Annotated in this window: 21 protein-coding genes; 3 read left to right on the top strand and 18 right to left on the bottom strand. The window is 42.9% G+C overall.

Annotated elements, in window-relative coordinates; all coding sequences use genetic code 11:
* Positions 1-176: 176 nt before the first annotated feature.
* From galU to B808_RS03945, 10 genes are all read right to left on the bottom strand, one after another.
* Positions 177-1,061, bottom strand: a complete 885-nt coding sequence (galU, locus tag B808_RS03990; RefSeq protein ID WP_035422078.1) for a UTP--glucose-1-phosphate uridylyltransferase GalU — start codon at positions 1,059-1,061, stop codon at positions 177-179.
* A gap of 23 nt (positions 1,062-1,084) precedes the next feature.
* On the bottom strand, positions 1,085-2,101 hold the full coding sequence (locus B808_RS03985; RefSeq protein ID WP_035422076.1) for an NAD(P)H-dependent glycerol-3-phosphate dehydrogenase: 1,017 nt from the start codon (positions 2,099-2,101) through the stop codon (positions 1,085-1,087).
* A gap of 3 nt (positions 2,102-2,104) precedes the next feature.
* On the bottom strand, positions 2,105-2,929 hold the full coding sequence (lgt, locus tag B808_RS03980) for a prolipoprotein diacylglyceryl transferase (RefSeq protein WP_009166943.1): 825 nt from the start codon (positions 2,927-2,929) through the stop codon (positions 2,105-2,107).
* A gap of 7 nt (positions 2,930-2,936) precedes the next feature.
* Complete coding sequence (hprK, locus tag B808_RS03975; protein WP_009166944.1) at positions 2,937-3,902, bottom strand: HPr(Ser) kinase/phosphatase; 966 nt, start codon at positions 3,900-3,902, stop codon at positions 2,937-2,939.
* A gap of 24 nt (positions 3,903-3,926) precedes the next feature.
* Positions 3,927-4,274 carry a phage holin family protein gene (locus tag B808_RS03970; RefSeq protein ID WP_035422074.1) on the bottom strand — a complete coding sequence of 116 codons (348 nt, stop codon included), beginning with the start codon at positions 4,272-4,274 and terminating at the stop codon, positions 3,927-3,929.
* 8 nt (positions 4,275-4,282) lie between these two features.
* Positions 4,283-5,446, bottom strand: a complete 1,164-nt coding sequence (locus B808_RS03965) for a PDZ domain-containing protein (RefSeq protein ID WP_035422072.1) — start codon at positions 5,444-5,446, stop codon at positions 4,283-4,285.
* A gap of 10 nt (positions 5,447-5,456) precedes the next feature.
* A protein-coding gene (gene prfB, locus B808_RS03960) for a peptide chain release factor 2 (RefSeq protein WP_225349221.1) occupies positions 5,457-6,573 on the bottom strand; the annotation gives its coding sequence in 2 pieces (ribosomal slippage) (positions 5,457-6,500 and positions 6,502-6,573; 1,116 coding nt in all).
* 51 nt (positions 6,574-6,624) lie between these two features.
* On the bottom strand, positions 6,625-8,991 hold the full coding sequence (gene secA / locus B808_RS03955; RefSeq protein WP_035422070.1) for a preprotein translocase subunit SecA: 2,367 nt from the start codon (positions 8,989-8,991) through the stop codon (positions 6,625-6,627).
* A 198-nt stretch (positions 8,992-9,189) separates the two neighbouring features.
* Positions 9,190-9,873: a ComF family protein gene (locus B808_RS03950; protein ID WP_155830456.1), complete on the bottom strand. Its 684-nt coding sequence runs from the start codon at positions 9,871-9,873 to the stop codon at positions 9,190-9,192.
* Positions 9,866-11,170, bottom strand: a complete 1,305-nt coding sequence (locus B808_RS03945) for a DNA/RNA helicase (RefSeq protein ID WP_035422069.1) — start codon at positions 11,168-11,170, stop codon at positions 9,866-9,868. Before B808_RS03945 ends, B808_RS03950 begins: the two co-directional genes overlap by 8 nt.
* 46 nt (positions 11,171-11,216) lie before the next feature.
* Between B808_RS03945 and B808_RS03940 the strand changes: the two genes are divergently transcribed.
* The 3 genes from B808_RS03940 (at position 11,217) to lrgB (ending at position 13,085) form a co-directional block, all read left to right on the top strand.
* Positions 11,217-11,855, top strand: a complete 639-nt coding sequence (locus tag B808_RS03940; RefSeq protein ID WP_035422068.1) for a YigZ family protein — start codon at positions 11,217-11,219, stop codon at positions 11,853-11,855.
* 71 nt (positions 11,856-11,926) lie between these two features.
* The gene (locus B808_RS03935; protein ID WP_035422065.1) at positions 11,927-12,346 is read left to right on the top strand and encodes a CidA/LrgA family protein; all 420 of its coding nucleotides are present in this window, start codon (positions 11,927-11,929) and stop codon (positions 12,344-12,346) included.
* A gap of 1 nt (position 12,347) precedes the next feature.
* A complete protein-coding gene (lrgB, locus tag B808_RS03930; RefSeq protein ID WP_035422063.1) occupies positions 12,348-13,085 on the top strand; it encodes an antiholin-like protein LrgB in 738 nt (245 codons plus the stop codon).
* Between the two features lie 75 nt (positions 13,086-13,160).
* On the opposite strand, the gene B808_RS03925 is transcribed toward lrgB, so the two are convergent.
* The 8 genes from B808_RS03925 to tsaB form a co-directional block, all read right to left on the bottom strand.
* Positions 13,161-16,115: an LPXTG cell wall anchor domain-containing protein gene (locus B808_RS03925; protein ID WP_035422061.1), complete on the bottom strand. Its 2,955-nt coding sequence runs from the start codon at positions 16,113-16,115 to the stop codon at positions 13,161-13,163.
* A 162-nt stretch (positions 16,116-16,277) separates the two neighbouring features.
* Positions 16,278-18,116 carry an APC family permease gene (locus tag B808_RS03920; protein ID WP_035422059.1) on the bottom strand — a complete coding sequence of 613 codons (1,839 nt, stop codon included), beginning with the start codon at positions 18,114-18,116 and terminating at the stop codon, positions 16,278-16,280.
* Between the two features lie 134 nt (positions 18,117-18,250).
* Complete coding sequence (groL, locus tag B808_RS03915; RefSeq protein WP_035422057.1) at positions 18,251-19,879, bottom strand: chaperonin GroEL; 1,629 nt, start codon at positions 19,877-19,879, stop codon at positions 18,251-18,253.
* Between the two features lie 42 nt (positions 19,880-19,921).
* Complete coding sequence (gene groES / locus B808_RS03910) at positions 19,922-20,206, bottom strand: co-chaperone GroES (RefSeq protein ID WP_035422055.1); 285 nt, start codon at positions 20,204-20,206, stop codon at positions 19,922-19,924.
* 138 nt (positions 20,207-20,344) lie between these two features.
* Positions 20,345-20,980 (bottom strand): redox-sensing transcriptional repressor Rex, encoded by a 636-nt coding sequence (locus B808_RS03905; RefSeq protein WP_009167386.1) that lies wholly within the window; start codon positions 20,978-20,980, stop codon positions 20,345-20,347.
* Between the two features lie 132 nt (positions 20,981-21,112).
* A complete protein-coding gene (tsaD, locus tag B808_RS03900) occupies positions 21,113-22,144 on the bottom strand; it encodes a tRNA (adenosine(37)-N6)-threonylcarbamoyltransferase complex transferase subunit TsaD (RefSeq protein ID WP_009167387.1) in 1,032 nt (343 codons plus the stop codon).
* Between the two features lie 16 nt (positions 22,145-22,160).
* Positions 22,161-22,757 (bottom strand): GNAT family N-acetyltransferase, encoded by a 597-nt coding sequence (locus B808_RS03895; RefSeq protein ID WP_009167388.1) that lies wholly within the window; start codon positions 22,755-22,757, stop codon positions 22,161-22,163.
* Entirely contained in the window at positions 22,741-23,466 is a 726-nt protein-coding gene (gene tsaB / locus B808_RS03890) for a tRNA (adenosine(37)-N6)-threonylcarbamoyltransferase complex dimerization subunit type 1 TsaB (protein ID WP_009167389.1), read from the bottom strand. Before tsaB ends, B808_RS03895 begins: the two co-directional genes overlap by 17 nt.

Raw genomic sequence — 23,466 nt, 5'->3', positions numbered from 1 at the left:
ATGTATAAATTAGTATTTTCATCCTAACATCTTACTTACTATAAGTCAGTAATTTTGCTTATTGGCTCTCTAGAAGACGAAGACCGCCGTAAAAAAAAGCCCATGATGGACCAGCAATTACTAGCCTTCATGAAGCTCGATTCAATCATCATGCACAGCAGGCGCCCGATAATCGATTAGTTTTCTTTTTTCAGCTGCTCCGCCAGTTCTAGCAGGTATGCCCGCAAATCAGCTTTGATTTCCGGATGGTTAATCCCATATTCAATATTGGTTTCAAGCCAGCTTAACTTGTTTCCAGTATCAAATCGTTGTCCTTTAAACTCATGCGCATAAACGTCTTCACTTTTATTGAGCGTGTCAATCGCATCAGTCAATTGTACTTCATTTCCCTTACCGGGCTTCGTATGCTCTAGCACGGAAAAGATCTCGGGAGTGAAAAGATATCGTCCAATAATTGCTAAGTCGCTAGGAGCAACCTCTGGATCTGGTTTTTCGACAAAGCTCTTTACATCATACAAGCCCGTTTCAATCTCACTAACTGGGTCAATGACTCCATACTTTGAAGTTTCTTGATGGGGTACCCGGGTGACTGCTAATGTCGATTTTCCTGATTTTTCGTAGCTATTAATTAGTTGCTTCGTCAAAGGCACCTGATCACGCATCAGATCGTCACCTAACATCACCACGAACGGATCATTGCCAATAAAACTCTGTGCAGTTAAAACAGCATCACCAAGCCCATTGGGATAAGGTTGCCTAATGAAATAAATATTCATTTCATTCGATTTTTGAACCATTTCTAACATTTCTGTTTTATTTTTTGATTTTAGATTGGCCTCTAGCATATAGTTCGGCGAAAAATGATCTTCAATCGCCCGCTTGCCTTTTCCAATCACGATCACTAAATCAGTAATGCCTGATTCTTTGGCCTCTTCAACGATATACTGAATCGTAGGTGTATCAACAATTGGCAACATTTCTTTTGGCATCGCCTTTGTTTCTGGCAAAAAGCGAGTTCCTAATCCGGCAGCCGGAATAATTGCTTTGGTAACTTTTTTCATCGTAATTTGAATCTCCTGTATTATTAGCCGATTTCAGCGCGGCCTTCGCGAGTCATTAATTTTTGAATAGCAACTGCTACTGTTTCTTCACCGTTCAGAACAGCATGAATTGCTTCTGTAATCGGCATTTCAACTCCAGTCAACTGTGCCATTTCATAAGCAGCCTGACTGGTTGCAATGCCTTCAATTACCATTCCCATGTTATTAATGACTGTTTCTAATGCTTTTCCCTGACCAAGCTGGTAGCCCGCTCGCCAGTTACGAGAGTCTTGACTGGTCGCTGTTACAATCACGTCACCAACCCCAGACAATCCTAAAAATGTGAGCGGATTAGCACCATATGACACCGCTAAGCGAGAAATCTCTGCAAGCCCACGCGTCATTAACGCAGCCTTGGCATTATCGCCATAGCCGAGCCCAGCTAGCGTCCCGGCAGCAAGTGCAATAATATTTTTTAACGCCCCACCAAGCTCAACCCCGATTATATCATGGTTTGTATAAACGCGAAAATAATTATTCATAAATAATTGCTGGAAATGGCGGGCTGCCTGTAAATCTTCACTGGCGACAGTAACCAACGTGGGGTCTTTTCGAGCAACTCCCTCGGCCTGGCTGGGCCCTGAAATTACTGAAATAGAAGCACGGTACTGACTAGCAATCGTCTCTTCAATTACCTCTGACATGCGTTTGAAAGTGTGCTGTTCTAAGCCCTTACTTCCATGAATTAAAGCCGGCTTGCTGTTTAACTCTGTCAGAACTTGGTTTAAATCAGTCGCTACCGCCCGAGTCACTTGAGAGGGAACAATGAGCAAAACATCATCTGCTCCTTGTACCACTGCTTTCATATCAGTGTCAGCCCGCAGCCGCTCTGAGAACCGAAAACCTTTTAAATATTTTTCATTAGTGTGCTGTTCGTTTAACTCCTGAACTTGGTCCGGATTATATGACCAGATTCGAACCTCGTGTCCATTTTCAGTCAAAATATTAGCCAGCATACTCCCCCATGAACCGGCACCAAGAACTGCAATTTTCTCTGTCATTTTCTACTCCTTAAGCTTGCTGGGCCAATACCAATTCAATGTGGGTTGTTGCCTTCTTCGCCAACATATCAAGGCAAGTGCCCCGATAAACAGTAAAACTGAGAGCCCTTGGGAAACTCGTAAACTACCCCACATGAGACTATCAGTCCTCATTCCTTCCACAAAAAACCGACCAAACGAATACCACATTACGTATGCTAAGAAAACTTCTCCCCGTTTAAACAATTGGTTGGAATGTCGCATTACCATCAATAATACAAATCCTGTCAAATCCCACATGGATTCATATAAAAAGGTGGGTTGGCGATAAAAACCGCTAATCTCCATTTGCTGAATTAACCAACTAGGTAACTGTAATCGCTGAAGAAAGTTTCGTGATGTTATGGCCCCATAAGCCTCTTGATTCATAAAATTGCCCCAGCGACCGATTCCCTGAGCCATGATAACCGTTGGAGCGGCAATATCAAAAATTTGCCAAATCGATAGCTGATGCCGCCGACAAAAATAGAAAATAAAGATGCCACCGCCAAGCAAGGCGCCATAAATGGCGATTCCTCCATCCCAGATGGCAACAATTTCACCTAAATGATGTTGATAGTATGACCATTGAAAAACCACGTAATAGATTCTCGCCGAAATAATGGCCAGCGGAATCGACCACAGAATCAAGTCATAGAGCAGGTCTTCGTTTAATTTTTGCCGACGTGCTTCTCGCAATGATAACCATACCGCCAACAAAACAGCAGTAGCAATAAAAATTCCATACCAGCGAATTTGCAACGCCCCGATTTTAATTGCAATCGGATTAAGGATGCTATTAATTACCATAAGTACCTCATTGTTTCTTAGTTTGATCTGGATGTTCTTGATCATGCTCAGAATTGGTTTTAATCAAACCATTTAATTGCCGATCAAAATCGTCCGTCGCATTATAGCCCATGCTATTGGCTCGAAAGTTCATTGCCGCAGTTTCAATGATAACGGCCATGTTTCGACCGGGCTTAACCGGAATATTAATCGTTTTAACGCGAACATCAAAGATTTCGGTTGCATCCGTTCCAGTTCCTAAACGATCATATTTCTTTCCCTGTTCCCAAATATCTAGATGAACAATTAAATCGACCTTGGTTTCTGAGCGAACTGCCCCAGTCCCAAACAGGGTCATCACATTAATAATTCCAATCCCGCGAATTTCCAACAAGTGATTTAAAATTTGGGGGGCTTGCCCGATCAAGGCTTGTTCGTCTTGCTGATAGACATCAACTCGATCGTCCGCAATTAGTCGATGACCTCGTTTAACTAACTCTAGCGCTGTTTCACTTTTTCCGATGCCGGAATCACCAGTAATCAGCACCCCTAGTCCATAAACTTCTACCAATACCCCATGAAGGGATTTACGTGGTGCTAACCGTGCTTCTAGAAAGTCGGTCATATTACTCAGCACCCGTGATGTATTTAATTTAGATGTTAAGATTGGAATTTGCGCTTGCTGGGCGGCCTTCACTAGCTGAATTGGAGGCTCTAGACTTGTCGATATCACAAAGGCAGGTGTATCAGGCTGGCACAAACGTGTCATATAATCGTCCAATTCTTGATCAGACAAATGCTTGGCAAAAGAAATCTCTGTAATCCCTAGTAATTGGATTCTTTCTGAGGGATAGTAAGAAAAATAGCCAGTTAACTCCAGTCCCGGTCGAGAAATATCACTAGTTGGAATCGGGCGGTCAAGATTATCTCCACCGGCAAAAACACTCAAATGAGTATTTGCTACTAATTCTTTAACACTTACGCTCTTATGCATGCGAACCCCTCTTCTTTTAGCAGTTTAATTCTGCCATGATCCCTTAGTAAACAAGGTGGTACATAAAGACATCAATAATGAAATACCCACTAACGCTGTCAGTGACGAAAACTGGAATTTATCGCCGAGAGCGAAAGACGTCAACCATAGCATTCCCGCATTAATCACAAATGTAAACAAACCAACGGTTAACAAGTTTAACGGTAAAAACAAAAGTAAACACAGTGGTCTAACCAGTAAATTAAAAATCACCAATACGACCGCTGCCAGCAAAGCAGTTTGCCAATTTCTGACAAAAAAGGCTTCGGGAAACACTCCAGAAAATGCCATAAATAGCAAAAAATTAAGTAAGATCCGTCCAAATAACCACATAGACCCTCCTATTTTTCATCACTAGGAAAAGTAACAATCCCGATTTCATGGGGTCCACCAGCAAAGATCGAAGACTCTTTTAACTCCAAGTCCCCCCGACGATTCTTAATTTTTAGCCGACAGAAGGTTGGACTGGTCTGTAACGCTCGATAGAGGCTTTGTTCATCGGTAACGTGGATCCCATTAACCACTTGAATCAGATCTCCAATTTCCAGCTTCATTTTACTAGCTGGGGTTTGTGGTTTCACTGCCAACACTCGTACGCCATCCAAGGCCTCTTCCACCTGGTTTTGATCCTTGCGATCGACCTTGCGAAAATGATACATAATTAAACAATAAACAACTGCCAAACATCCGATTGCTAGTACTTCAAATAAAGGACTCTTCCAGAAAAAAGCATCGATGGTAATTCCCAGAGCAGCAAAGGCTAACCAACCAATTGCATTTGCTAACCGTTGCATAATTTTTGCTGGTTGTTCGCCAATGAATCGAAAGTTCAGTCCAATTAAGAATGGCACAATCAAAATCGAAAGCTTTACTCCAAAAATTTTGAAAACCGGCCAAAAAGGACTGGTGGTTTCAAATAAATCACCTGGAACTAATAGCACTAACGGTACCACCGAGACCTTATCAAACAAATAAGTTGCCACCCGGTTCTCCCGAATATTTTTCCCAATCACAGGTGAATTAACTGATTTACGGTTAAATTTAATAAATAGGTATTGTAGAAATAGCAAAATCGTCAAAAGTGCTAAAAAATCAATCCCTTCTGGTAAGGGATTTTGTAAAACCATGTGTTTTTTACCAATAAAAGACAGCGTGTAGAATTTATCTCCAAACAACTGCACAATTAACATAGGTAAAAAGAGCGCTAAAAAAGGAAGCGTCGTGCCTGGTAAGAACAAAGCTACTACTGCTAGCAGCTCATAAAAAACAATCCAAGTATATGAAACCTCAACCCCTACCGCAAGCGAACACAGTGAACCAACAATCCCTAATACTATCATCGCAATAAAAAACGTCCGCATTTCGGAATTTTTAGGATTAATAGCACTTTCATACAAGTGACGTTCCCGCTTAACTCGCTGACGGTATTTATATTGCGTATGAAGCAGTCCTAACCAAAAGAGCGGAGAAATTATAAAAAAACCAAAATTAAATATTTCTTGCATAATTATTCACCTATTTTAAATTTTTATGCTGTAAATTCCACTGTAGATATGCCGTGATAAATGGATTTAAGTCCCCATCCATAACTGCCTTTCCGTTGGCAGTTTCATAGTTAGTTCGATGATCCTTAACTAAGGTATACGGATGAAAAACATAGGAACGGATTTGTGAACCCCAACCAATTTCGAGTTGTTTCCCCTCTAGTTGCGCTTTTTCCTGAGCCTGTTTCTCCAGTTCCAGTTCATACAGCTTCGATTTTAACATATTCATTGCAGTGACTCTATTCTGTAATTGGGAACGCTGAGCCTGACTACTAGTAACAATCCCCGTCGGTAAATGTGTAATTCGAACCGCCGAGGACGTTTTGTTAATATGTTGTCCTCCCGCTCCGCTTGAACGAAACACGTCAACTCGCAAATCATCCGGATTAATCGTTACCTGTACTGTCTCATCTAACTCCGGCAACACGTCAACCGAGGCAAACGAAGTATGTCGCCGACCAGCCGCATCGAACGGTGAGATCCGAACTAACCGGTGAACCCCCTTTTCCGATTTTAGATAGCCGTACGCATTATGACCAGTAACGGTGAGCGTTACCTGACTAATACCAGCCGTTTCTCCGGGCTGATCAGCGACCACGGCAACTTGAAACCCATTTTGTTCCCCCCAGCGAGTATACATACGCAGCAACATGGCAGTCCAGTCACAGGCTTCTGTTCCCCCGGCTCCTGAATTAATTTCTACAATTGCATTGTTAGCATCGTACTTTCCATTTAATAATAAGCTGAGGCGGTATTGATCGACCGCTTCCTGTTCTGTTGCTAACTCTTTGTTAAATTCAGCCTCTAATTCTGCATCCGGAAGCTCCGCCAAGACCTCCAAAGTGTCTTGCAAACTATGCAAGTTCTCTGCTAAGGACTGCAACTGATTATACCGTTCTTTATCATGATTAGTGACAGCAATCAGTGCTTGCGCCTGGGTAGGATTCTCCCAAAAATCAGGTGTCGCCATTTTTGCTTCGTTGATTGCAATATTTTCTTGCAGCTGATCTAAGTCAAAGAGACCCCCTAAAACCGTCAATTGCGGTTTGTAATTTATTTAACTGTGCTTGAACTGCATTAATTTCCATTTTAATTACTCCTAACTAGTAAAAACGAAGAACCGAAGTCCTTCGTCGTAATTACCGTTGCATATTTTGTCGAATTTCTGCTTTCATAAATAAACGAGTTACATCATAATCCGTATCCGCAATCATTTCTTCAAACATTCGGTAGCCTTCCCGTTGGTACTCAACCAACGGATTAAGTTGACCATAGCCACGTAACCCAATTCCTTCTCGCAGACGATCCATCGCATCAATATGATCAGTCCAGTGGGAATCAACCACGCGTAAGACAACAACCTTTTCAAATTCTAGCAATTGTTGTGGATCGCCCAGTTCTCGACCCTTGGCATCATAATTTTTTTCAGCCAAGGAGTTCAGAAATTGCTTAATTTCTGCCGCACTCTTATTTTTAAGATTACTTAACCCAATTTCATTAGGACTCACTAAGGCACTAATAGAGAAATCTAAAATCGTATCTAAATCCCAATGCTTTTGGTCACCTTGCGTATGCAAATCAACAATTCGAGAAATCGTTCGTTTGATCATTGGCATAATTACCCATTTCAGGGATTCGTTCTCTTCAATGACCCGGTTTCGTTCTCCATAAATCACATCTCGTTGTTCTGACATCACATTATCGTATTTCAAAACATTTTTTCGAGAATCGTAGTTATTTCCTTCGACCCGTTTCTGTGCGGATTCAACCTGCTTGGTAATCATTCGGCTCCTAATCACCGCATCATCATCCTCAACTCGGAGTCGTTTCAAAATGGCCTTGATCCGATCAGAACCAAAGCGACGCATCAGATCATCTTCCAGCGATAGGTAGAATTGTGAGTATCCCGGATCACCCTGGCGACCAGCCCGTCCTCGCAGCTGATTATCAATTCGTCGGGACTCGTGTCGCTCGGTTCCAATAACCGCTAAACCGCCAAGTGCAACTACTCCTGGCCCCAATTTAATGTCAGTTCCTCGTCCAGCCATGTTAGTAGCAATCGTGACTGCACCCTTTTGACCGGCATTTGCAACAATATCCGCTTCTTTAGCATGGTTTTTAGCATTTAAGACCACATGTTTAATATGAGCCTGAGTTAATCGTTGTGCTAAATATTCTGAAGTTTCAACCGCAACTGTCCCTAACAAGATCGGTTGCTGGCGTTCGTGTAATTCCTTAACCCGATCGATCACCGCATCAAACTTAGCTTGTAACGTCGGATATAAGATGTCAGCCTCATCCAACCTAATCACCGGTTTATTGGTTGGAATCGAAACAGCGTTCATATTGTAGATCTCACGAAATTCTTCCTGTTCGGTTTTAGCAGTTCCGGTCATCCCAGCTAGTTTTCGATACCGCCGAAACAAGTTTTGATAGGTAATGTTGGCCATCGTTTTACTTTCTTCCTGGATGGTAACACCTTCTTTTGCCTCCAAAGCTTGGTGTAGCCCATCTGAGAACCGCCGACCGTCCATAATTCGTCCGGTAAACGAATCGACAATTAAAACCTCGTCATCCTTAACCACATAATCCTTATCCCGCTCCATTACATAATTCGCACGAAGCGCCTGATCAATATGATGAGTCAACGCCGTATTATCAGTATCATAGATGTTTTTTAGATTAAAGAACTTGTCGGCTCGGTTAATTCCAGCTTCCGTCAACGAAACCGTTTTCGTTTCTAAATCAACTTTGAAGTCCGTCTCTGGCTTGAGCGTCTTAGCAAATTGATCTGTTTGCTGGTATAACTGGTTAGACCCTTGCGCGGGACCAGAGATGATCAGCGGGGTTCTTGCTTCATCAATCAAAATCGAATCAACCTCATCTACCAGTGCAAAATTTAGCGGTCGTTGAACACGGTCTTCTTTGTAGACCACCATATTATCACGAAGATAGTCAAATCCAATCTCACTGTTTGTCGAATACGTAATATCAGCTTGATAGGCCGCCCGCTTTTCTTCTGGAGTTTGATCGGCCTTGTTAATTCCAACCGAGAGTCCCAGCCAGTTATAAAGTTGTCCCATTTGCTCGGCATCTCGCTCGGAAAGATATTCATTAACGGTTACAACGTGCACCCCTTTACCTGAAAGGGCGTTTAAATAGACCGGTAACGTCGCGGTTAAAGTTTTACCTTCCCCGGTCTTCATTTCCGCAATGTTCCCCTCATGGAGGACAATTCCCCCCATAATTTGAACACGAAAAGGCGTCAGTCCCAACACTCGACGAGCTCCCTCACGGGCAACTGCAAAAGCTTCTGGTAACAATTCATCTAGCGTGGTTCCAGCTTGGTAGCGCTGTTGAAATTCTGGTGTTTTGGCTTGTAAGTCAGTGTCACTGAGCTTTTGATATTCTTGTGAATATTCACTAACTTGATCAGCTAGTTTTCCCAGCTGCTTAATCCGACGCTGGTCACTCTCCACCCACTTCTTTAAAACGTTCGTTGGCATTCCTGAAATTCTCCTTGTTTAATTCTCATATAGTGATTATTAGCTTACCAATTAGCCGATTGATGACCTCTGCCTGAGATCATTAATTTGTGGTGACAAACATCCTGCTAGTTGGCTAACTATCAAATGTTTGTATTGATTCCAATTATTGCCATCATTATTTTCATTATAATGAATTATTCGCCAAATAACAATTACTCAGTGAGCTAGGGTTACACTTCGAATGTGCCGAGCCCCCGCTGACTGCAATAACCAGGCAGCTTCATGTAATGTTCGTCCAGTCGTATAGATGTCATCTACAAGACAAATATCGCGGTTTAAGCACGCTGGCCGCAATTTTTCATTGACGACAAACCGTTGGGGACCACTTAAACGGTCATGACGTCCCTTGGCAGCCTGCGGTCGATCTTTTGGCAGGGCCAGTAGCGCTGGAAACAGCTGGTTCGAGCCAAACCAACCGCTAACTTGGTTAAACCCCCGTTGTTCGATTGTCGTAGCTGTTACCGGGATAGGAACTAGCATTTCATTGGTTCGAGCTAGGTTTGAAAACAACGGTTCCATAATTAAGCGCAACCGATAGTCCCCTCGTAGTTTGTACTGCTTAATATATTCCTTGATCTGATCCTTATATGGAAAAAAAGCACGATTACTAATTAAAGAAGCCTTCATCCGATCGTTCCAATGCCGGCAGTCTGAGCATTGCTGCGTAGTAGCTTGAAACTTACCACATTTAGGACAATGCGGGGCGGCAACCGGTGTAAATTGATCCAGACATCCTGTACATAAGCGCGTAGGCGCTACGCTACTAAAACTGACTAAAAAGTGAACTGAGAAATCATAGTTCAACGACCGTTGACACCATAAACACTGAAGTTTATTCACAATGAGCCCCTTTTCGATTTAAAAATGCAATCTGGGCGGTCGCTTCACAAAGTGCAGTTGAGTAATGTCCCAACAAACAATGAACCATTCCAGTAGGACGACTGCTGCTCCGTCCCACTCGCCCTGCAATTTGAACTAGGGTGGCAGCCGTAAACACCCGGTCATCTGCACCCAAAATAATTACATCAATCCCAGGGAAAGTTACCCCGCGTTCTAAGATGGTAGTGGTAATTAAAAACAGAACTTGCTGTCTTCTCATTTTTTCTACCTTAAGCCCCCGCTCTTCATCATTGGCATAAACGGTCGCCCACTTTGCGGTCGTTTTCAAGCGCATTCGCAAAACTCGATCAACAACGCTAAGATCCTTAATTCGCGGGACGAATAGTAAAAACCGCTGTCCCGCAGCAACTTTTTCCCGAATCAGGCGCAACAAGCGGGCTGGAATCTTGTGGCGAGATAGACAACGATTCCAACCCCAGCAGAATTCTAAGTGTAGCTGCGGTAACGGTTTTCCATGAAAACGGCGTGGCAAATAACTAATGGATTTCTGCCGTTGCAGTTTGCGATTTGGCGTAGCTGTCAGCCATAATTGAACCCCGGTCGCTTTTAACGAGCGCTGAGCTGCTAGTTCTAACATGGTATTATTAGCAAAGGGAAATGCATCTACCTCATCTAAAATCAACAAATCAAATGCCGCAACAAACCGCATTAACTGATGAGTTGTACAAATCGTTAGCTGACAATAACGATACTTCAATGGACTAGTGCCATGAAGCAGTACCATTTCAATGGAACGAAAGGCGGCTTGGTAGCGCGGAAATAGTTCTATACATACGTCGACGCGGGGACTAGCAATTGCAATCCGCCATCCTTGCGTCATCGCCCAAGCAATTGTGGGAAAGGTGATCTCTGTCTTCCCAGCTCCAGTAACCGCCCACAATAAATGGCTTTGTCCCTGCTGAACCGCAGTTAAAACCTCTGTAGCCACGCGATCCTGGATTTTAGTTAGCTGCCCTGACCAACTCAACGGCTGCCGTGAACTGGTAAAGTGGTTTGGTTCAGGAATGGTTAACAATTGCATATGTGAATCAAGTCGTCCTAGTTGGATACACTGATAACAGTAATAAGCGCCGTTCGGCAATTGGGTAAGCTTCGTGTCGCTCGCTTGCTGACACCGATTGCAGTACACCGACTGCTGACTAACTTGTAGTGCCGGTTGCAACTGTACGTTTACCCAGTCAGCTGGAACCGTTCCTCGCCAAGGGACCAAACGACCATACGCCAACTCTTGTTCCATCTTTTTCACCTCGCACTATAATACGCAAAATAAAAAGGAGCTTATTATGAAATCAACGTTTTTAACGATCAGCCAACCCGCGCGTGCCAGCTACGTGATCAAAAAATCAAAGTTCATTGCTGACATTGCTCCCGTCAGCAATGCGGTAGCCGCAAAGGGCATGCTAGCGCAGTTAACGGCTGCCACTCCTAAAGCGAATCATCATTGCTATGCCTATCGTCTGGTCGAAAATCCACCCGCAGAACGCTTTAGTGATGACGGAGAACCGGTGGGCACTGCTGGCAAACCGCTGCTTGAAATTCTGCACCATCACCAACTAGAAAATACTTTGATTGTAGTAACGCGTTACTTTGGTGGAATTAAGCTGGGGGCTGGCGGATTAATTCGTGCCTATGCGCAAGCTGCTAACGTCGCCGTTGCTCAAACAACCCTATGCGAAAAAACCTTAGCTCGGCAACTTACCATCAGTCTGGATTATCCACAACTTAATAAATTACGTTCATTTTTAGACCAGCAACAATTACCGATTTTAAAGACTACCTATACCGAACAAGTGACGATCACTACTGCCGTTCCCGTTGCGCAGGTTTCAACATTTCAAGCCCGTGTCACCGAACGTTTAACCGGTCAAGCCCACTACCAACTGGGAGCGGAATGTTATCTAACCTCTCCTCCACAACCTTAAATCCGATTGTATTTTGCGGTGTTTCTGCTATAATACATAGTGAAAAACATCACAATATGGAGGTAATTTTTATGCACATTCAGTCAGATCCTCAGAAAAAAACACCTATTATCACTCAAATGGGGATCTTCGCCGTGATTTTATTCGTGTCATACTGCTTGTCAAACCTATTTCCGGCTACTTTCCCCGTTCCGGCTCCGGTAATTGGATTGCTAATCCTTTATTTCTTATTAACCATCGGTCTGATTAAACCACAACAAATTGAAACGCTAAGCAATTTTTTGATCAGCTTACTGGCCTTTCTCTTTGTTCCATCGGGAATTCAGTTAGCCACTTCTCTGGATATTATGAAGCACAGTGGCTTACAACTGGTGGTAATGATTATTATTTCCACCGTTGTTATGTTAGTTTCGGTAGCGCTGGTTGCCACCGGCTTAATTTGGTTACGACAACGATTCTTCCCAATTAAAGATCAGCAGCAGGAGGACTAAAATGCAGGTAGAATTATTGAAATTTTTGGGCACCCCAATGTTTGGAATTGCACTTTCCCTTGTAGTCTATCTAATTGGAACGTGGTTGTTCAAAAAATCACATGGTTTTTTTCTTTTTCAACCATTATTTGTCAGCATGATTTTAGGTATTTTTTTGCTCTGGCTACTAGCTAAGAGCAGTAACCTCCCAATTACTTGGATCTACAAAAATTTATATAAGCCTGGTGGCGACATCATCTTTTGGTTCCTATTTCCAGCAACCATTGCTTTTGCCCTGCCACTCTATCGGCGAAACGATATTGTCAAAAAGTATTGGCTTGAAATTCTTTTAGCACTGATTATTGGTCTCTTAATTTCACTCATAATTATGTACTACGTTTCAAAATTACTTGGACTAAATCATGCGGCAATTGCATCGATGTTACCACAAGCAGCAACAACAGCGGTTGCTATGCCGATCGCTACTGGGATCAAAGGGATTCCTGCCATCACTGCCATGGCCTGCATCTTAAATGCCGTCATTATTTATGCCGCAGCTGATTGGATTATTAAAATTTTCCACCTAAAAAATCCGATCGGGATTGGTCTTGGGCTGGGAACAGCTGGGCATACCTTAGGTTCTGCCAAGGCACTCGAGCGAGGACCTATTGAAGGTTCCATGGCTGCCATCTCCGTTGTAATTATTTCCATTGTCGTTGATGTCATCGTACCAATTTTTGCCAAGATTGTCGGTCTCTAGATTTTTTACCAAACAACAATAAAAGAGTCTCGATTAATCATCGAGACTCTTTTATTGTTGTTAATTAATTCATTTTTATGAATGTTTCCGTTTTCTAAAGCCGAGGTAAGAAGCCAGCGTGATGAATCCAGTTCCCAATAGTTGCCAGAGACTAGCCTGATTAGTTTGACCAGTCTGTGGTAAGTGCTGTTGTCCTGAAGCTGATTTTGTTGCTGTTGGAGCTACTAAGCGTTGATTTACCGGCAAACTAGAATTTATGGTCGCCGGTGTCGTGCCCACTACTGTAATCATAATCGTGAACACTTGACCATCAGCCGTTGTAATTATTACTGGATAGGTTCCTGGAACTAATGGGTTTACCTGAGAAAAGTCTGCGGTAAATCGAACCGGGTTCCCAAATTGATCGGTTACATAAATTCCCAGCTCACTAGCTGTTGGCACTCGACTTCCAACATTAATCACAGCATTATTACCATGAATAATCAGACCGTTACGATTAACATCATTCTTTTTGGGAAGCACCGTAACTATCACTGTCTTGGTTTGTCCATCTGCAGTTGTTAGGGTCACTGGGTAATTACCAGGTACCTGATTATTGACTTGCGAAGTATCTACCGTTACGTCGATCGGATTCCCAAACTTATCCGTCGCCGAAACACCTAGTTCACTGGCCGTTGGGATGCGATCGCCGACGGTAATTGTCGCATTATTGCCGTCAATTTTCTGTTTATTTGGCAACACTGTAATCGTGATTGTCTTGGTTTGTCCGTCCGCGGTTGTTAAAGTGACTGGATAATCCCCAGGAACCTGATTATTAACTTGCGAAGTATCTACCGTTACATCAATCGGATTCCCAAATTTATCCGTTGCTGAAACACCCAGCTCACTAGCTGTCGGGATGCGATCGCCAGCGGTAATTGTCGCATTATTGCCGTCAATAGTTTGCTCATTTGGTACCACCGTAACCGTGACCGTCTTGGTTTGTCCATCCGCTGAAGTAATCGTAACCGGATAATCGCCAGGAACCTGATTGTTAACCTGCGAAGTGTCCACCGTTACATCAATCGGATTCCCATGTTTATCAGTCGCGGATGCCCCTAACTCAGCAGCCGTTGGCACCCGATCGCCAACTGCAATCTTAGCATTATTGCCGTCAATGGTTTGCTCATTTGGTACCACCGTAACTGTGACCGTCTTGGTTTGACCATCAGCTGAAGTAATCGTGACGGGGTAATCGCCAGGAACTTGGTTATTGACTTGTGAAGTATCAACGGTTACAGCAATTGGGTTGCCCTCAGGGTCAGTCGCTGCTGCTCCTAATTCTTCAGCCGTCGGTACCGCATCTCCAACCGTAATTGTTTTATTACTACCGCTAATACTACTCTGATCTTCAATATACTGGACCTGCGTATCAGTACCGGGATCATCAATTGCAACTGGATAGGGATCACCTGGTTTTAAGTACGTTTTTCCTGACGGATCGCGAGGATCTAAGGCTAAGAAACCGGGAATGTTCGGAATTTTTGGTGCTACAATTTTAGTGCGATCATTTGGATCCGTTTCATAGAGAACGTCGTCATCACCATTGTTAAATGGCTCACCGGTCGCTTTATTCACTGGGACTAGCTTGGCCAGCCGATTTACATAATAGACGATGTCATTAGACTGGGGAACGTAAATTGATCGAACGTTAATTGGACCTTCCGGGGTATCATAGTAATAATTAGTAGTATCCCCATTCTTTTGGTAGTTAGCATCAATTCGATAGGTTTGCCCCACTTTATTACCGGCATCATCATACAAATTGACATCCATGGTTCCCTTGCTGTCAACTTCGGTGTATACCAACGTATACTTTCCGCCTACAAAGGTCTTGGTCCACTTAGTCCCTGGAATCCCAAAAGAAGACACTAACCCCTGATGATTATCAGGAATACTTACAACATAATCCTGCGCCACAATTTCTTTTGGAATCCCGTCAATCAAGTAATCCTGACCAGACATCCCCGAAATATCTCGAGTTGAAACAACTTGGTTCGTATCTTTATCGATATACGTAACTTTTTGATTAATTAGTTTAGGCACGAAAAAACCAATGTTACTATACTGCGGACTAATCACGTTATCATCATAAAACCAGTCTTTGGAAAACCGTCCACTCCCCGCTTGACTGGCAGTAACACTGTATTCACTATACTTCGTGTAAGTAATTCCAGGATTACTCTTTGAAGTGACCGAATCCTTTTCACCAGTTAATGTATATGAATTTAATAAATTATTTTGCGCATCAAATTCATAAATATAAACAGTTCCATCACCATTGCGATTGGTCGAAAAGACAACGTTTTCGACCGGCTGACTCGTACCATCAGTTTTTAAATAACCGAACGTATAATGATCTGAATTCGGATCCTGCCACTTTCCTGCCGGATAATCCGGATCGGTGACATTTGCATTAAAGGTTTCCCCATTTTCAGCTGCTAGGGTCATTGTCGACGGCATTACTGACTTCTCGCTGGCTTGTGGTTGCTGAGAAGTTACTACCTGCGAACCCGTCGCTTCTGACTGAGTGGCACTAGCAACTGAGGCCTGTGAACTCGTAGTTTGTGAAACCGGTGCTGCCTGTGCAGATTCTACCGGAGCATTTGAAACTTGTTCGCTTGGTTTGCTTGCTGACACGGACGAAGTCTCGGTACTAGTAGAGTTTCCAATCGAATCAGTCGTTTGTGAAGTAGTTGCTTCCGAGGTAGCTGCTTGGGAAGTGGTTGCTTGTGATTGAACCGACAAATTTGCTGAATCAGGTTCCGCCGCAACACTTGTGGATGCTAAACTATCATTGCTTACCGTGCTACGATCAGACTGATCTTGCTGGGTGGCAGTTGCTTGGTTAGCTTGATCGGCATGGACTTTGGCGCCCTGATTCAAAAACAGGAATCCACCAGTTACTACCATGGTAGTTATCCCGGCATAAACCCACTTACCTTTAGCTTTATACATTTTGTAATGGATTTTATCATTTTGAAAATTCATGTTTATCACCTCGAAAAAACAAGACATTCATAGTAACATTAATCTTTCTATAATTAAGGTCACTATACCATTACTACTAATAAAAAACAAGTAATCATTATTAAAAGGGGCTTGTTTAAACAGGATTACTGTTTAAACAAGCCCCTTTTAATTATCTACTTTTTAATTATCTAAATGATAGTTATACGTTGAAACAATAATGTCTTGGCGTGAATTTAAGGCTGCCCGCAACCGCAAAGCAGTTTGATTATGCAAAACATGTTGCCAGTGTCGTCTTGGAACAAACTGTGGCACCAAAACCGTTGTGGAATAGTTTTGCTCCGTATCCTTTCGTGAAATCACATCACAAAATCTCAACACCGGATCATTAATTGAGCGATAAGAAGTATGCAAGTTAACGAAACGAATGTCCGGATACTCATCCCGAAATCGTTGTTCAATTTTAACCTCATGCTCTGGATTGGAATCAAAAGAAACATGAACGGCAATTACCATGTCACCAATTGATTTGGCATAGCTAATCGCTTCACGAGTAACCTGCGTGACGTTGCCAACTAGAACGATTACCGTTGAACCATCGTAATGATGTTCTAACTGTTTACTATCCAAATTCCGAATTCGAAGCTGTGCGGCTACCAATTTATAATGATTATGAATCAAGTTAAACATGTAGAGAATCAGTGGCATAATGATCAAATAAGGCCACACGTTTACAAAATGAAGAATAAACAAGAAGACTACTAAAATTGCCGAGATGGCAGCTCCGACTAAATTAATCAGGGCTTTCCCGGGCCAAAAACCATCTCGATGATGCAACCAATGAACAATCATTCCCGATTGTGACAAAGTAAATGGAACAAAGACTCCGACCGCATACAACGGAATCAATAAATTAGTTTTCCCATTGAAGATTAAAATCAGTACAATCGCACCAATTGCTAAAGAAATGATTCCGTTGGAATAGCCCAACCGATCACCCTTATCAAGGTATGCGTGTGGCAGATATTTGTCCTTTGCCATGTTAAAAGCCAGGATTGGAAAAGCGGAAAAACCAGTGTTCGCAGCAACTGCCAAGATCAAAGCAGTTGCCATTTGCAATACATAGTAGAAAAAGCCGTGTCCAAAAACGCCCATCCCAATTTGAGATAAAACGGTATCTTTGGCACTTGGTACAATCCCCATGTAATAACTCAAAAACGTAATTCCAGCAAAGAAAAGCGCCAAAATAATTGCCATCAACGCCAACGTATTGGCAGCATTTTTTCGTTTTGGATCCTTAAAATTAGGAACCGCATTACTAATCGCTTCCACCCCAGTTAACGAAGCTGACCCCGATGAAAATGCTTTAAAAAAGAGTAGTAAACTCATTCCCTGGACAGATGAAGTAACTGGTGCAGTTGCCCGATAAGTAATATTTCCATTCAGAATGTTGTAACCACCCCAAACAATCATTACCAGGATCATTAAAATAAATAGATACACTGGAATCACTAGAAAAGAGGCTGAATCGCTCATTCCACGAAGATTTAAGACCATAATAAAGAGCACAATAAAAATGGCAATGGGAACCTGGTAAGCATACAACGACGGAATCGCCGAGGTAATTGCTTCCGTCCCAGAAGTCGTTGACACAGCAACCGTCAACATATAGTCAACTAGCAATGAACCGCCGGCTACCAATCCAGCCCCCTCACCCCAGTTCGTCCGAGCAACCACATATGCACCACCCCCAGAAGGATAGGCATAGATAATCTGTCGATAAGAAAGGGTAATGGCGGCTAACAAGATGAGCACCAGCAAAGCAACCCACATCTGATACATCAACGCCGCAGTTGAAAGCGTAATCAGCACCGCCGTAATCTGTTCAGTTCCATAGGCCACCGAAGATAGCGCATCAGATGATAATAATGCTAATCCTTTGAATTTAGTTAGTGATTGTCCCGAAACATCACTACTTTTGAGCGGTCTACCAATAATAAGTCTTTTTAAATATCGCCACATGAACCTTACTCCCATAACTTTAGCTTTAAATTGGGTTAATCCCTGTTTTCCATTGTACTATACTACGTTCATTTTGCGGCAACAAGCTTAGAAAATAAAAAAAGCCCGCCATTGCGAGCTTTTCTTAATTTAAATTACATCATTCCTGGCATTCCTTGTGGCATTTGTCCGGGAGCACCGGCATCTGCTTTTTCTTCTGGTTTGTCAGCAACTACCGCTTCCGTTGTTAATAATAATGATGAAACAGAAGCAGCATTTTGTAGTGCCGAACGACTAACCTTGGTAGGGTCAACCACTCCGGCTTTAATCATATCTTCATATTTACCAGTGGCAGCATTGTAACCAATCCCTGCTTGTTCTTTCTTCAGGTGATCAACCACGACTGCCCCATCAACACCAGCATTTTCTGCAATTTGTTTAACTGGTGCTTCCAAAGCTCGTAGCACAATGTTGATTCCAGTTTGCTCATCGCCAGTAGCATCAAGGTTTGCAACATCTGACAAGATGTTAATGAAGGAAGTCCCACCACCAGGAACAAAGCCTTCTTCTACGGCAGCTCGAGTAGCGTTCAAAGCATCTTCGATGCGGTATTTACGTTCTTTCAATTCAGTTTCAGTAGCTGCTCCCACTTTGATGACAGCAACGCCACCAGCTAATTTAGCAACCCGTTCCTGTAATTTTTCCTTATCAAAGTCTGAGCTAGAAGCGGCAATCTGATTCTTGATTTCTGATACACGCTGTTGAACAGCATCCTGACCACCTTTGCCTTCAACGATGGTCGTGTTATCCTTCGTCACGTTAACTTTGTTAGCCTGACCAAGCTGATCAATGGTCGTGTCTTTTAGATCTAGACCCAAATCATCGCTAATTACTGTTCCGCCAGTCAAAACAGCAATATCATCTAGTTGCGCTTTGCGACGATCACCAAAACCAGGTGCTTTAACCGCAACAACGTTGAAAGTTCCCCGCATTTTATTCAAAACTAAGGTAGGCAATACTTCACCACCAATATCATCAGCAATGAGCAAAAGTGAACGACCTTGTTCAACAACTGACTGCAATAGTGGCATGATGTCTTGCATATTATTGATCTTTTTGTCAGTCAATAAAATATATGGATTATCAAGGTTTGCTTCCATTTTTTCTTGGTCGGTTACCATGTATTGTGACATGTAGCCACGATCAAATTCCATTCCTTCAACAACATCAAGACTGGTCTCAACACCTTTGGAGTCTTCAATCGTGATAACTCCATCGTTACCAACTTTTTCCATTGCATCCGCAATCAAACTACCAACTCGTTCGTTAGCAGATGAAATCGAAGCAATCTGTGCAATATCTTCCTTGCTGGCAACCTGATGGCTCATTTTGTGTAATCCAGCCACAGCTGCTTCAGTTGCTTTTTCAATTCCACGACGAACGCCAACGGGGTTTGCACCGGCAGTAACGTTTTTCATACCTTCTTTAACAATTGCCTGCGTTAGCACCGTCGCTGTCGTAGTTCCGTCACCGGCAACATCGTTAGTTTTAGAAGCAACTTCGGAAACTAACTTAGCTCCCATGTTTTCGAAATGATCTGGAAGTTCAATTGCTTTTGCAATCGTTACTCCATCATTAGTAATCGTTGGATCCCCAGCTGCTTCCTCTAAAACTACGTTTCGACCCTTTGGTCCCATCGTGGTTTTAACCGTATCTGCTAACTGATCAACACCATCTAGCATCTTGCTACGTGCGTCATCAGAAAATTTAATTTCTTTAGCCATTTTAATTCACCTCATAAAAATTTATTTTGAGTCTGATTTAATCTATTTTAAAATTGCCAACAAGTCATTCTCATGCATTACCAAGTATGATTCCCCTTGATAGTCGACGTTAGTCCCTGCATACTTGTCAAACATTACCCGATCACCAGTTTTAACAACTGGTGCAACGGTCTTTCCATCATCAAGGACTTTTCCAGCTCCGACTGCAATTACTTCGCCTTCCGTCGGTTTTTCTTTGGCATTATCTGCCAAAACAATCCCACCAACTTGTTGGTTTTCTGGTTCCTGAACCTTAATAATAATTCGATCTCCAATTGGCTGTAACATGCTAATCCCTCCAACAAATTAATTTTGGCACTCAAACTATTCAAGTGCTAATTACATTTTCTAATATAGTCTGCTTTTCTTAAAATTGCAAGAACTTTGTTCAGTAAAAAAGGCGAATTGTCTCTGACAGTTCGCCTTTTATTTCTGATCGTAGTGGTCAATAAAGTAGATTAAAGTTTGGAGCTCGTTCGTTAAATCAACGTTGTGGACGCGAATTCGATCTGGAACTGACAACCGGATCGACGTGAAATTCAAAATCCCCTTCACCCCAGTTTCAGCAACTTGATTCGCCACCTCCTGTGCTACTCGCGAAGGAACTGTGAGAATCGCAACCGTAATTTGCTGATCCTGTAACTGCGTCACTAGCTGCTCAATGGGATAGATAGGAACCCCGCTCTGAACCGTATTAATCTCTTGAGAATTAATGTCAAAAGCGGCCGAAATGCGGATGTTACTATCCTGATGAAAGCTAAAGTTAAGTAGAGCATGACCCAGATTACCAACCCCGACGAGTGCAACATTGGTTAGTCGATCCTGATCGAGAATATCCTTAAAAAATGCCAGCAAGTTATCAACATCATAACCATAACCGCGCTTGCCCAAAGCCCCAAAATACGAAAAATCGCGCCGAATGGTTGCTGAGTCAACTCGAATTGCATCTGCTAATTCATTCGATGAGACCCTTGTTTTCCCACCATCATGCAAAATATTAAGGTAGCGATAGTACAATGGTAACCGCTTGGCCGTTGCACGCGGAATCTTTGTTTCTGTCATTTAATTTCCTCCACCTGACTATTATCGAAAGCCTGATAAGAATTATTTTAACATAAAACAATTCTTTGTGAAAATATTTTCAAAAAATTACTGCCGTTCTGAACCTCCGTAAGAAAAACACTAGCCGCTGGACTAGTGTTTTTTTAATTGGATTCGTTCAAATTCTAAGCTAGGATTAGCATTTAAGTCTAGATCAGCTCGCACCTGATGCTTTTCTAACATCCAACCAGCGGCACCAATCATGGCAGCATTATCACCACAAAACTGTGCTGGTGCCATTACCAATCGGACTTGGTTGGCTACCGCGCTAGCGAGACGTTGACGTAATTCGTGATTAGCTGCAACTCCCCCAGCCAGGATCAGCTGCTGTGCTGGATATTCATGGAGTGCGCGGACCGTTTTATCAACCAAGACATCCACTGCAGCTGCTTGGAAACTAGCTGCCAAATCGACCTGAGAAAGCTGTTCGTGTACCTGTTCTGCATGATGAACCCGGTTAATAAAGGAGCTTTTCAGCCCACTAAAGCTAAAATCATAGCCAGCTTCATCCTGCATTGCTCTCGGAAAAGCAAAAGTATCCTGACCTTGCTGTGCCAGTTGATCGACTTGGGGTCCGGCTGGATAAGCCAACCCCATCGTCCGACCAACCTTGTCATAGGTCTCGCCAACTGCATCGTCTCTGGTTTCACCAATGATTTCAAACTGGTTCTCGGCTGGCATCCATACTAATTCCGTATGCCCACCAGAAACCACCAACGCCATGGCAGGAAATTTAATTGGTTGCACAAACTGAGCTGCATAAATATGCCCAGCAATGTGATTTACCGGTAAAAGTGGCAGGTGGTGCGCCCAAGCCACCGTTTTAGCTGCTGTAACTCCCACCAGCAAAGATCCCACTAATCCCGGTCCGTATGTAACTGCAACCGCACTCAAATCCGCATAGTCTACCTGAGCCGTTTGCAACGCCTGCTCTAGACAAATTGTAATCTGTTCGATGTGATGTCTGCTAGCGACCTCAGGAACTACTCCACCAAATCGTTGATGGCTTTTAATCTGCGTTGCCACTTCGTTAGCAAGCACTTTTCGACCATCACGAATTACGGCCACGCTGGTTTCATCACAACTCGTTTCAAAGGCGAGAATTAAACTTGTTTTGCTCTTCATTTTCAACTCACAATCATTATCTACCAAAATTTTTAGAAGCTAAAACATTCCGTTTTTCCAAGTTCAACTGAAATTCAGTCAGCCCAGTTTCAGCCCGATCCTGTTTAGCTTCTTCCTTGGTCACAAAGCCCAAATCAGTCAAAATACCCTGAGTTTTGTCATCATCATCTGAACAACAAACTAAAACTTGTTGTAACTCCATTTCACGCGCGCGTTCAATGCAAGTGGTAATTAAAAAGTAGCCTAAGCCATGGTGCTGGAACTCTGGTAAGATTGCCAATGAATCAATGATACAAAGCCGTTGGTCCCGTTTGATCACCGCATCGATAAAGCCTACCAATTCATCATGATACCGTAAGATGAAATAAAAGCGATCATGATCGTTACGTAATCCAAGTTGAAACCGTTTGCGACTCCATTTGAAATGTCCTCGGCCAGCTGCCCGACTAACCTTAACAATGTCTGGAAGATCCGTTAGCGTTCCTTTCCCTAAAAAATAATGATTCCCACAGATTTCAACCTGACGATTTTTAAAAACTAACGCGTTATCAATCTTGTTTTCCAAACGATCGTTAACGTTTTTACGATACCATTCTTTAAAGGTGCTCCACATAATTGTGCTGTTCCTCTCCTGGATGTTCTCGTTGCCAATCTGCTTCCGCCTGGGTCAATCGCAAGTATCTTGGCACAAAATGATCTACATCGGTAACCACTGCTTGTTTCTGCCCGGCTAATCCCAATTCTCCAGCTTGGGGAAGCGCTTTTGGTCCTGATACTACTACTGCCGTAGGAAAAGATTCCTTAATCTGATCCACAAAATGTAGCGTATCTTGACCGACAAACAACAAGTTATCATGGAATTTTTGTAGTTCTAAAATCCACCGCGAGAATGCCACATGTCGATCAAGGAGCACCGTTTTCAAACCAGCTGGTTCGGTTTGGTAAACTCCCGAAAATACCAAGTCATTACGCGCATCAAATAATGGAACAATCAAACGGTTAGTATCACTAAAGTTCAGCGCTAAGGTGGCTAAACTAGAAATTCCAACTAATTGAATCTTAAGGGTGGTTGCTAGTACTTTCCCAATCGTAACTGCAACCCGCAGACCGGTATATGAACCCGGTCCATTAGCTACGACGACTCGATCAAGGTCGGTTGGCTGCAAGTGCGCCCGCTCTAGCAACTCTGCTACTAAGGGCAAGGCAAATGCGGCATGTTTTCGTTCCGTTGTAATAGTCGTCGTTGCTAATAGCTGGTTGCCGTCCAACACCGCCGCGGTTAGCGGGCGGTTGGAGGTGTCCAGTGCCAATACTTTCATCAT

Origin of the sequence: Fructilactobacillus florum 8D (assembly GCF_000512295.1) — a bacterium.
In the GTDB taxonomy this organism is placed as follows: domain Bacteria; phylum Bacillota; class Bacilli; order Lactobacillales; family Lactobacillaceae; genus Fructilactobacillus; species Fructilactobacillus florum.
Note: the sequence above shows the minus strand (reverse complement) of the source record. Positions and strands in the feature narration are given on the sequence as shown.

Excerpts from the sequence above, each read along its gene's own strand:
- galU (WP_035422078.1), bottom strand. The coding sequence starts at position 1,061 with ATGAAAAAAGTTACCAAAGCAATTATTCCGGCTGCCGGATTAGGAACT.
- B808_RS03985 (WP_035422076.1), bottom strand. The coding sequence starts at position 2,101 with ATGACAGAGAAAATTGCAGTTCTTGGTGCCGGTTCATGGGGGAGTATG.
- lgt (WP_009166943.1), bottom strand. The coding sequence starts at position 2,929 with ATGGTAATTAATAGCATCCTTAATCCGATTGCAATTAAAATCGGGGCG.
- hprK (WP_009166944.1), bottom strand. The coding sequence starts at position 3,902 with ATGCATAAGAGCGTAAGTGTTAAAGAATTAGTAGCAAATACTCATTTG.
- B808_RS03970 (WP_035422074.1), bottom strand. The coding sequence starts at position 4,274 with ATGTGGTTATTTGGACGGATCTTACTTAATTTTTTGCTATTTATGGCA.
- B808_RS03965 (WP_035422072.1), bottom strand. The coding sequence starts at position 5,446 with ATGCAAGAAATATTTAATTTTGGTTTTTTTATAATTTCTCCGCTCTTT.
- secA (WP_035422070.1), bottom strand. The coding sequence starts at position 8,991 with ATGCCAACGAACGTTTTAAAGAAGTGGGTGGAGAGTGACCAGCGTCGG.
- B808_RS03945 (WP_035422069.1), bottom strand. The coding sequence starts at position 11,170 with ATGGAACAAGAGTTGGCGTATGGTCGTTTGGTCCCTTGGCGAGGAACG.
- B808_RS03940 (WP_035422068.1), top strand. The coding sequence starts at position 11,217 with ATGAAATCAACGTTTTTAACGATCAGCCAACCCGCGCGTGCCAGCTAC.
- B808_RS03935 (WP_035422065.1), top strand. The coding sequence starts at position 11,927 with ATGCACATTCAGTCAGATCCTCAGAAAAAAACACCTATTATCACTCAA.
- lrgB (WP_035422063.1), top strand. The coding sequence starts at position 12,348 with ATGCAGGTAGAATTATTGAAATTTTTGGGCACCCCAATGTTTGGAATT.
- B808_RS03925 (WP_035422061.1), bottom strand. The coding sequence starts at position 16,115 with ATGAATTTTCAAAATGATAAAATCCATTACAAAATGTATAAAGCTAAA.
- B808_RS03920 (WP_035422059.1), bottom strand. The coding sequence starts at position 18,116 with ATGTGGCGATATTTAAAAAGACTTATTATTGGTAGACCGCTCAAAAGT.
- groL (WP_035422057.1), bottom strand. The coding sequence starts at position 19,879 with ATGGCTAAAGAAATTAAATTTTCTGATGACGCACGTAGCAAGATGCTA.
- groES (WP_035422055.1), bottom strand. The coding sequence starts at position 20,206 with ATGTTACAGCCAATTGGAGATCGAATTATTATTAAGGTTCAGGAACCA.
- B808_RS03905 (WP_009167386.1), bottom strand. The coding sequence starts at position 20,980 with ATGACAGAAACAAAGATTCCGCGTGCAACGGCCAAGCGGTTACCATTG.
- tsaD (WP_009167387.1), bottom strand. The coding sequence starts at position 22,144 with ATGAAGAGCAAAACAAGTTTAATTCTCGCCTTTGAAACGAGTTGTGAT.
- B808_RS03895 (WP_009167388.1), bottom strand. The coding sequence starts at position 22,757 with ATGTGGAGCACCTTTAAAGAATGGTATCGTAAAAACGTTAACGATCGT.
- tsaB (WP_009167389.1), bottom strand. The coding sequence starts at position 23,466 with ATGATGAAAGTATTGGCACTGGACACCTCCAACCGCCCGCTAACCGCG.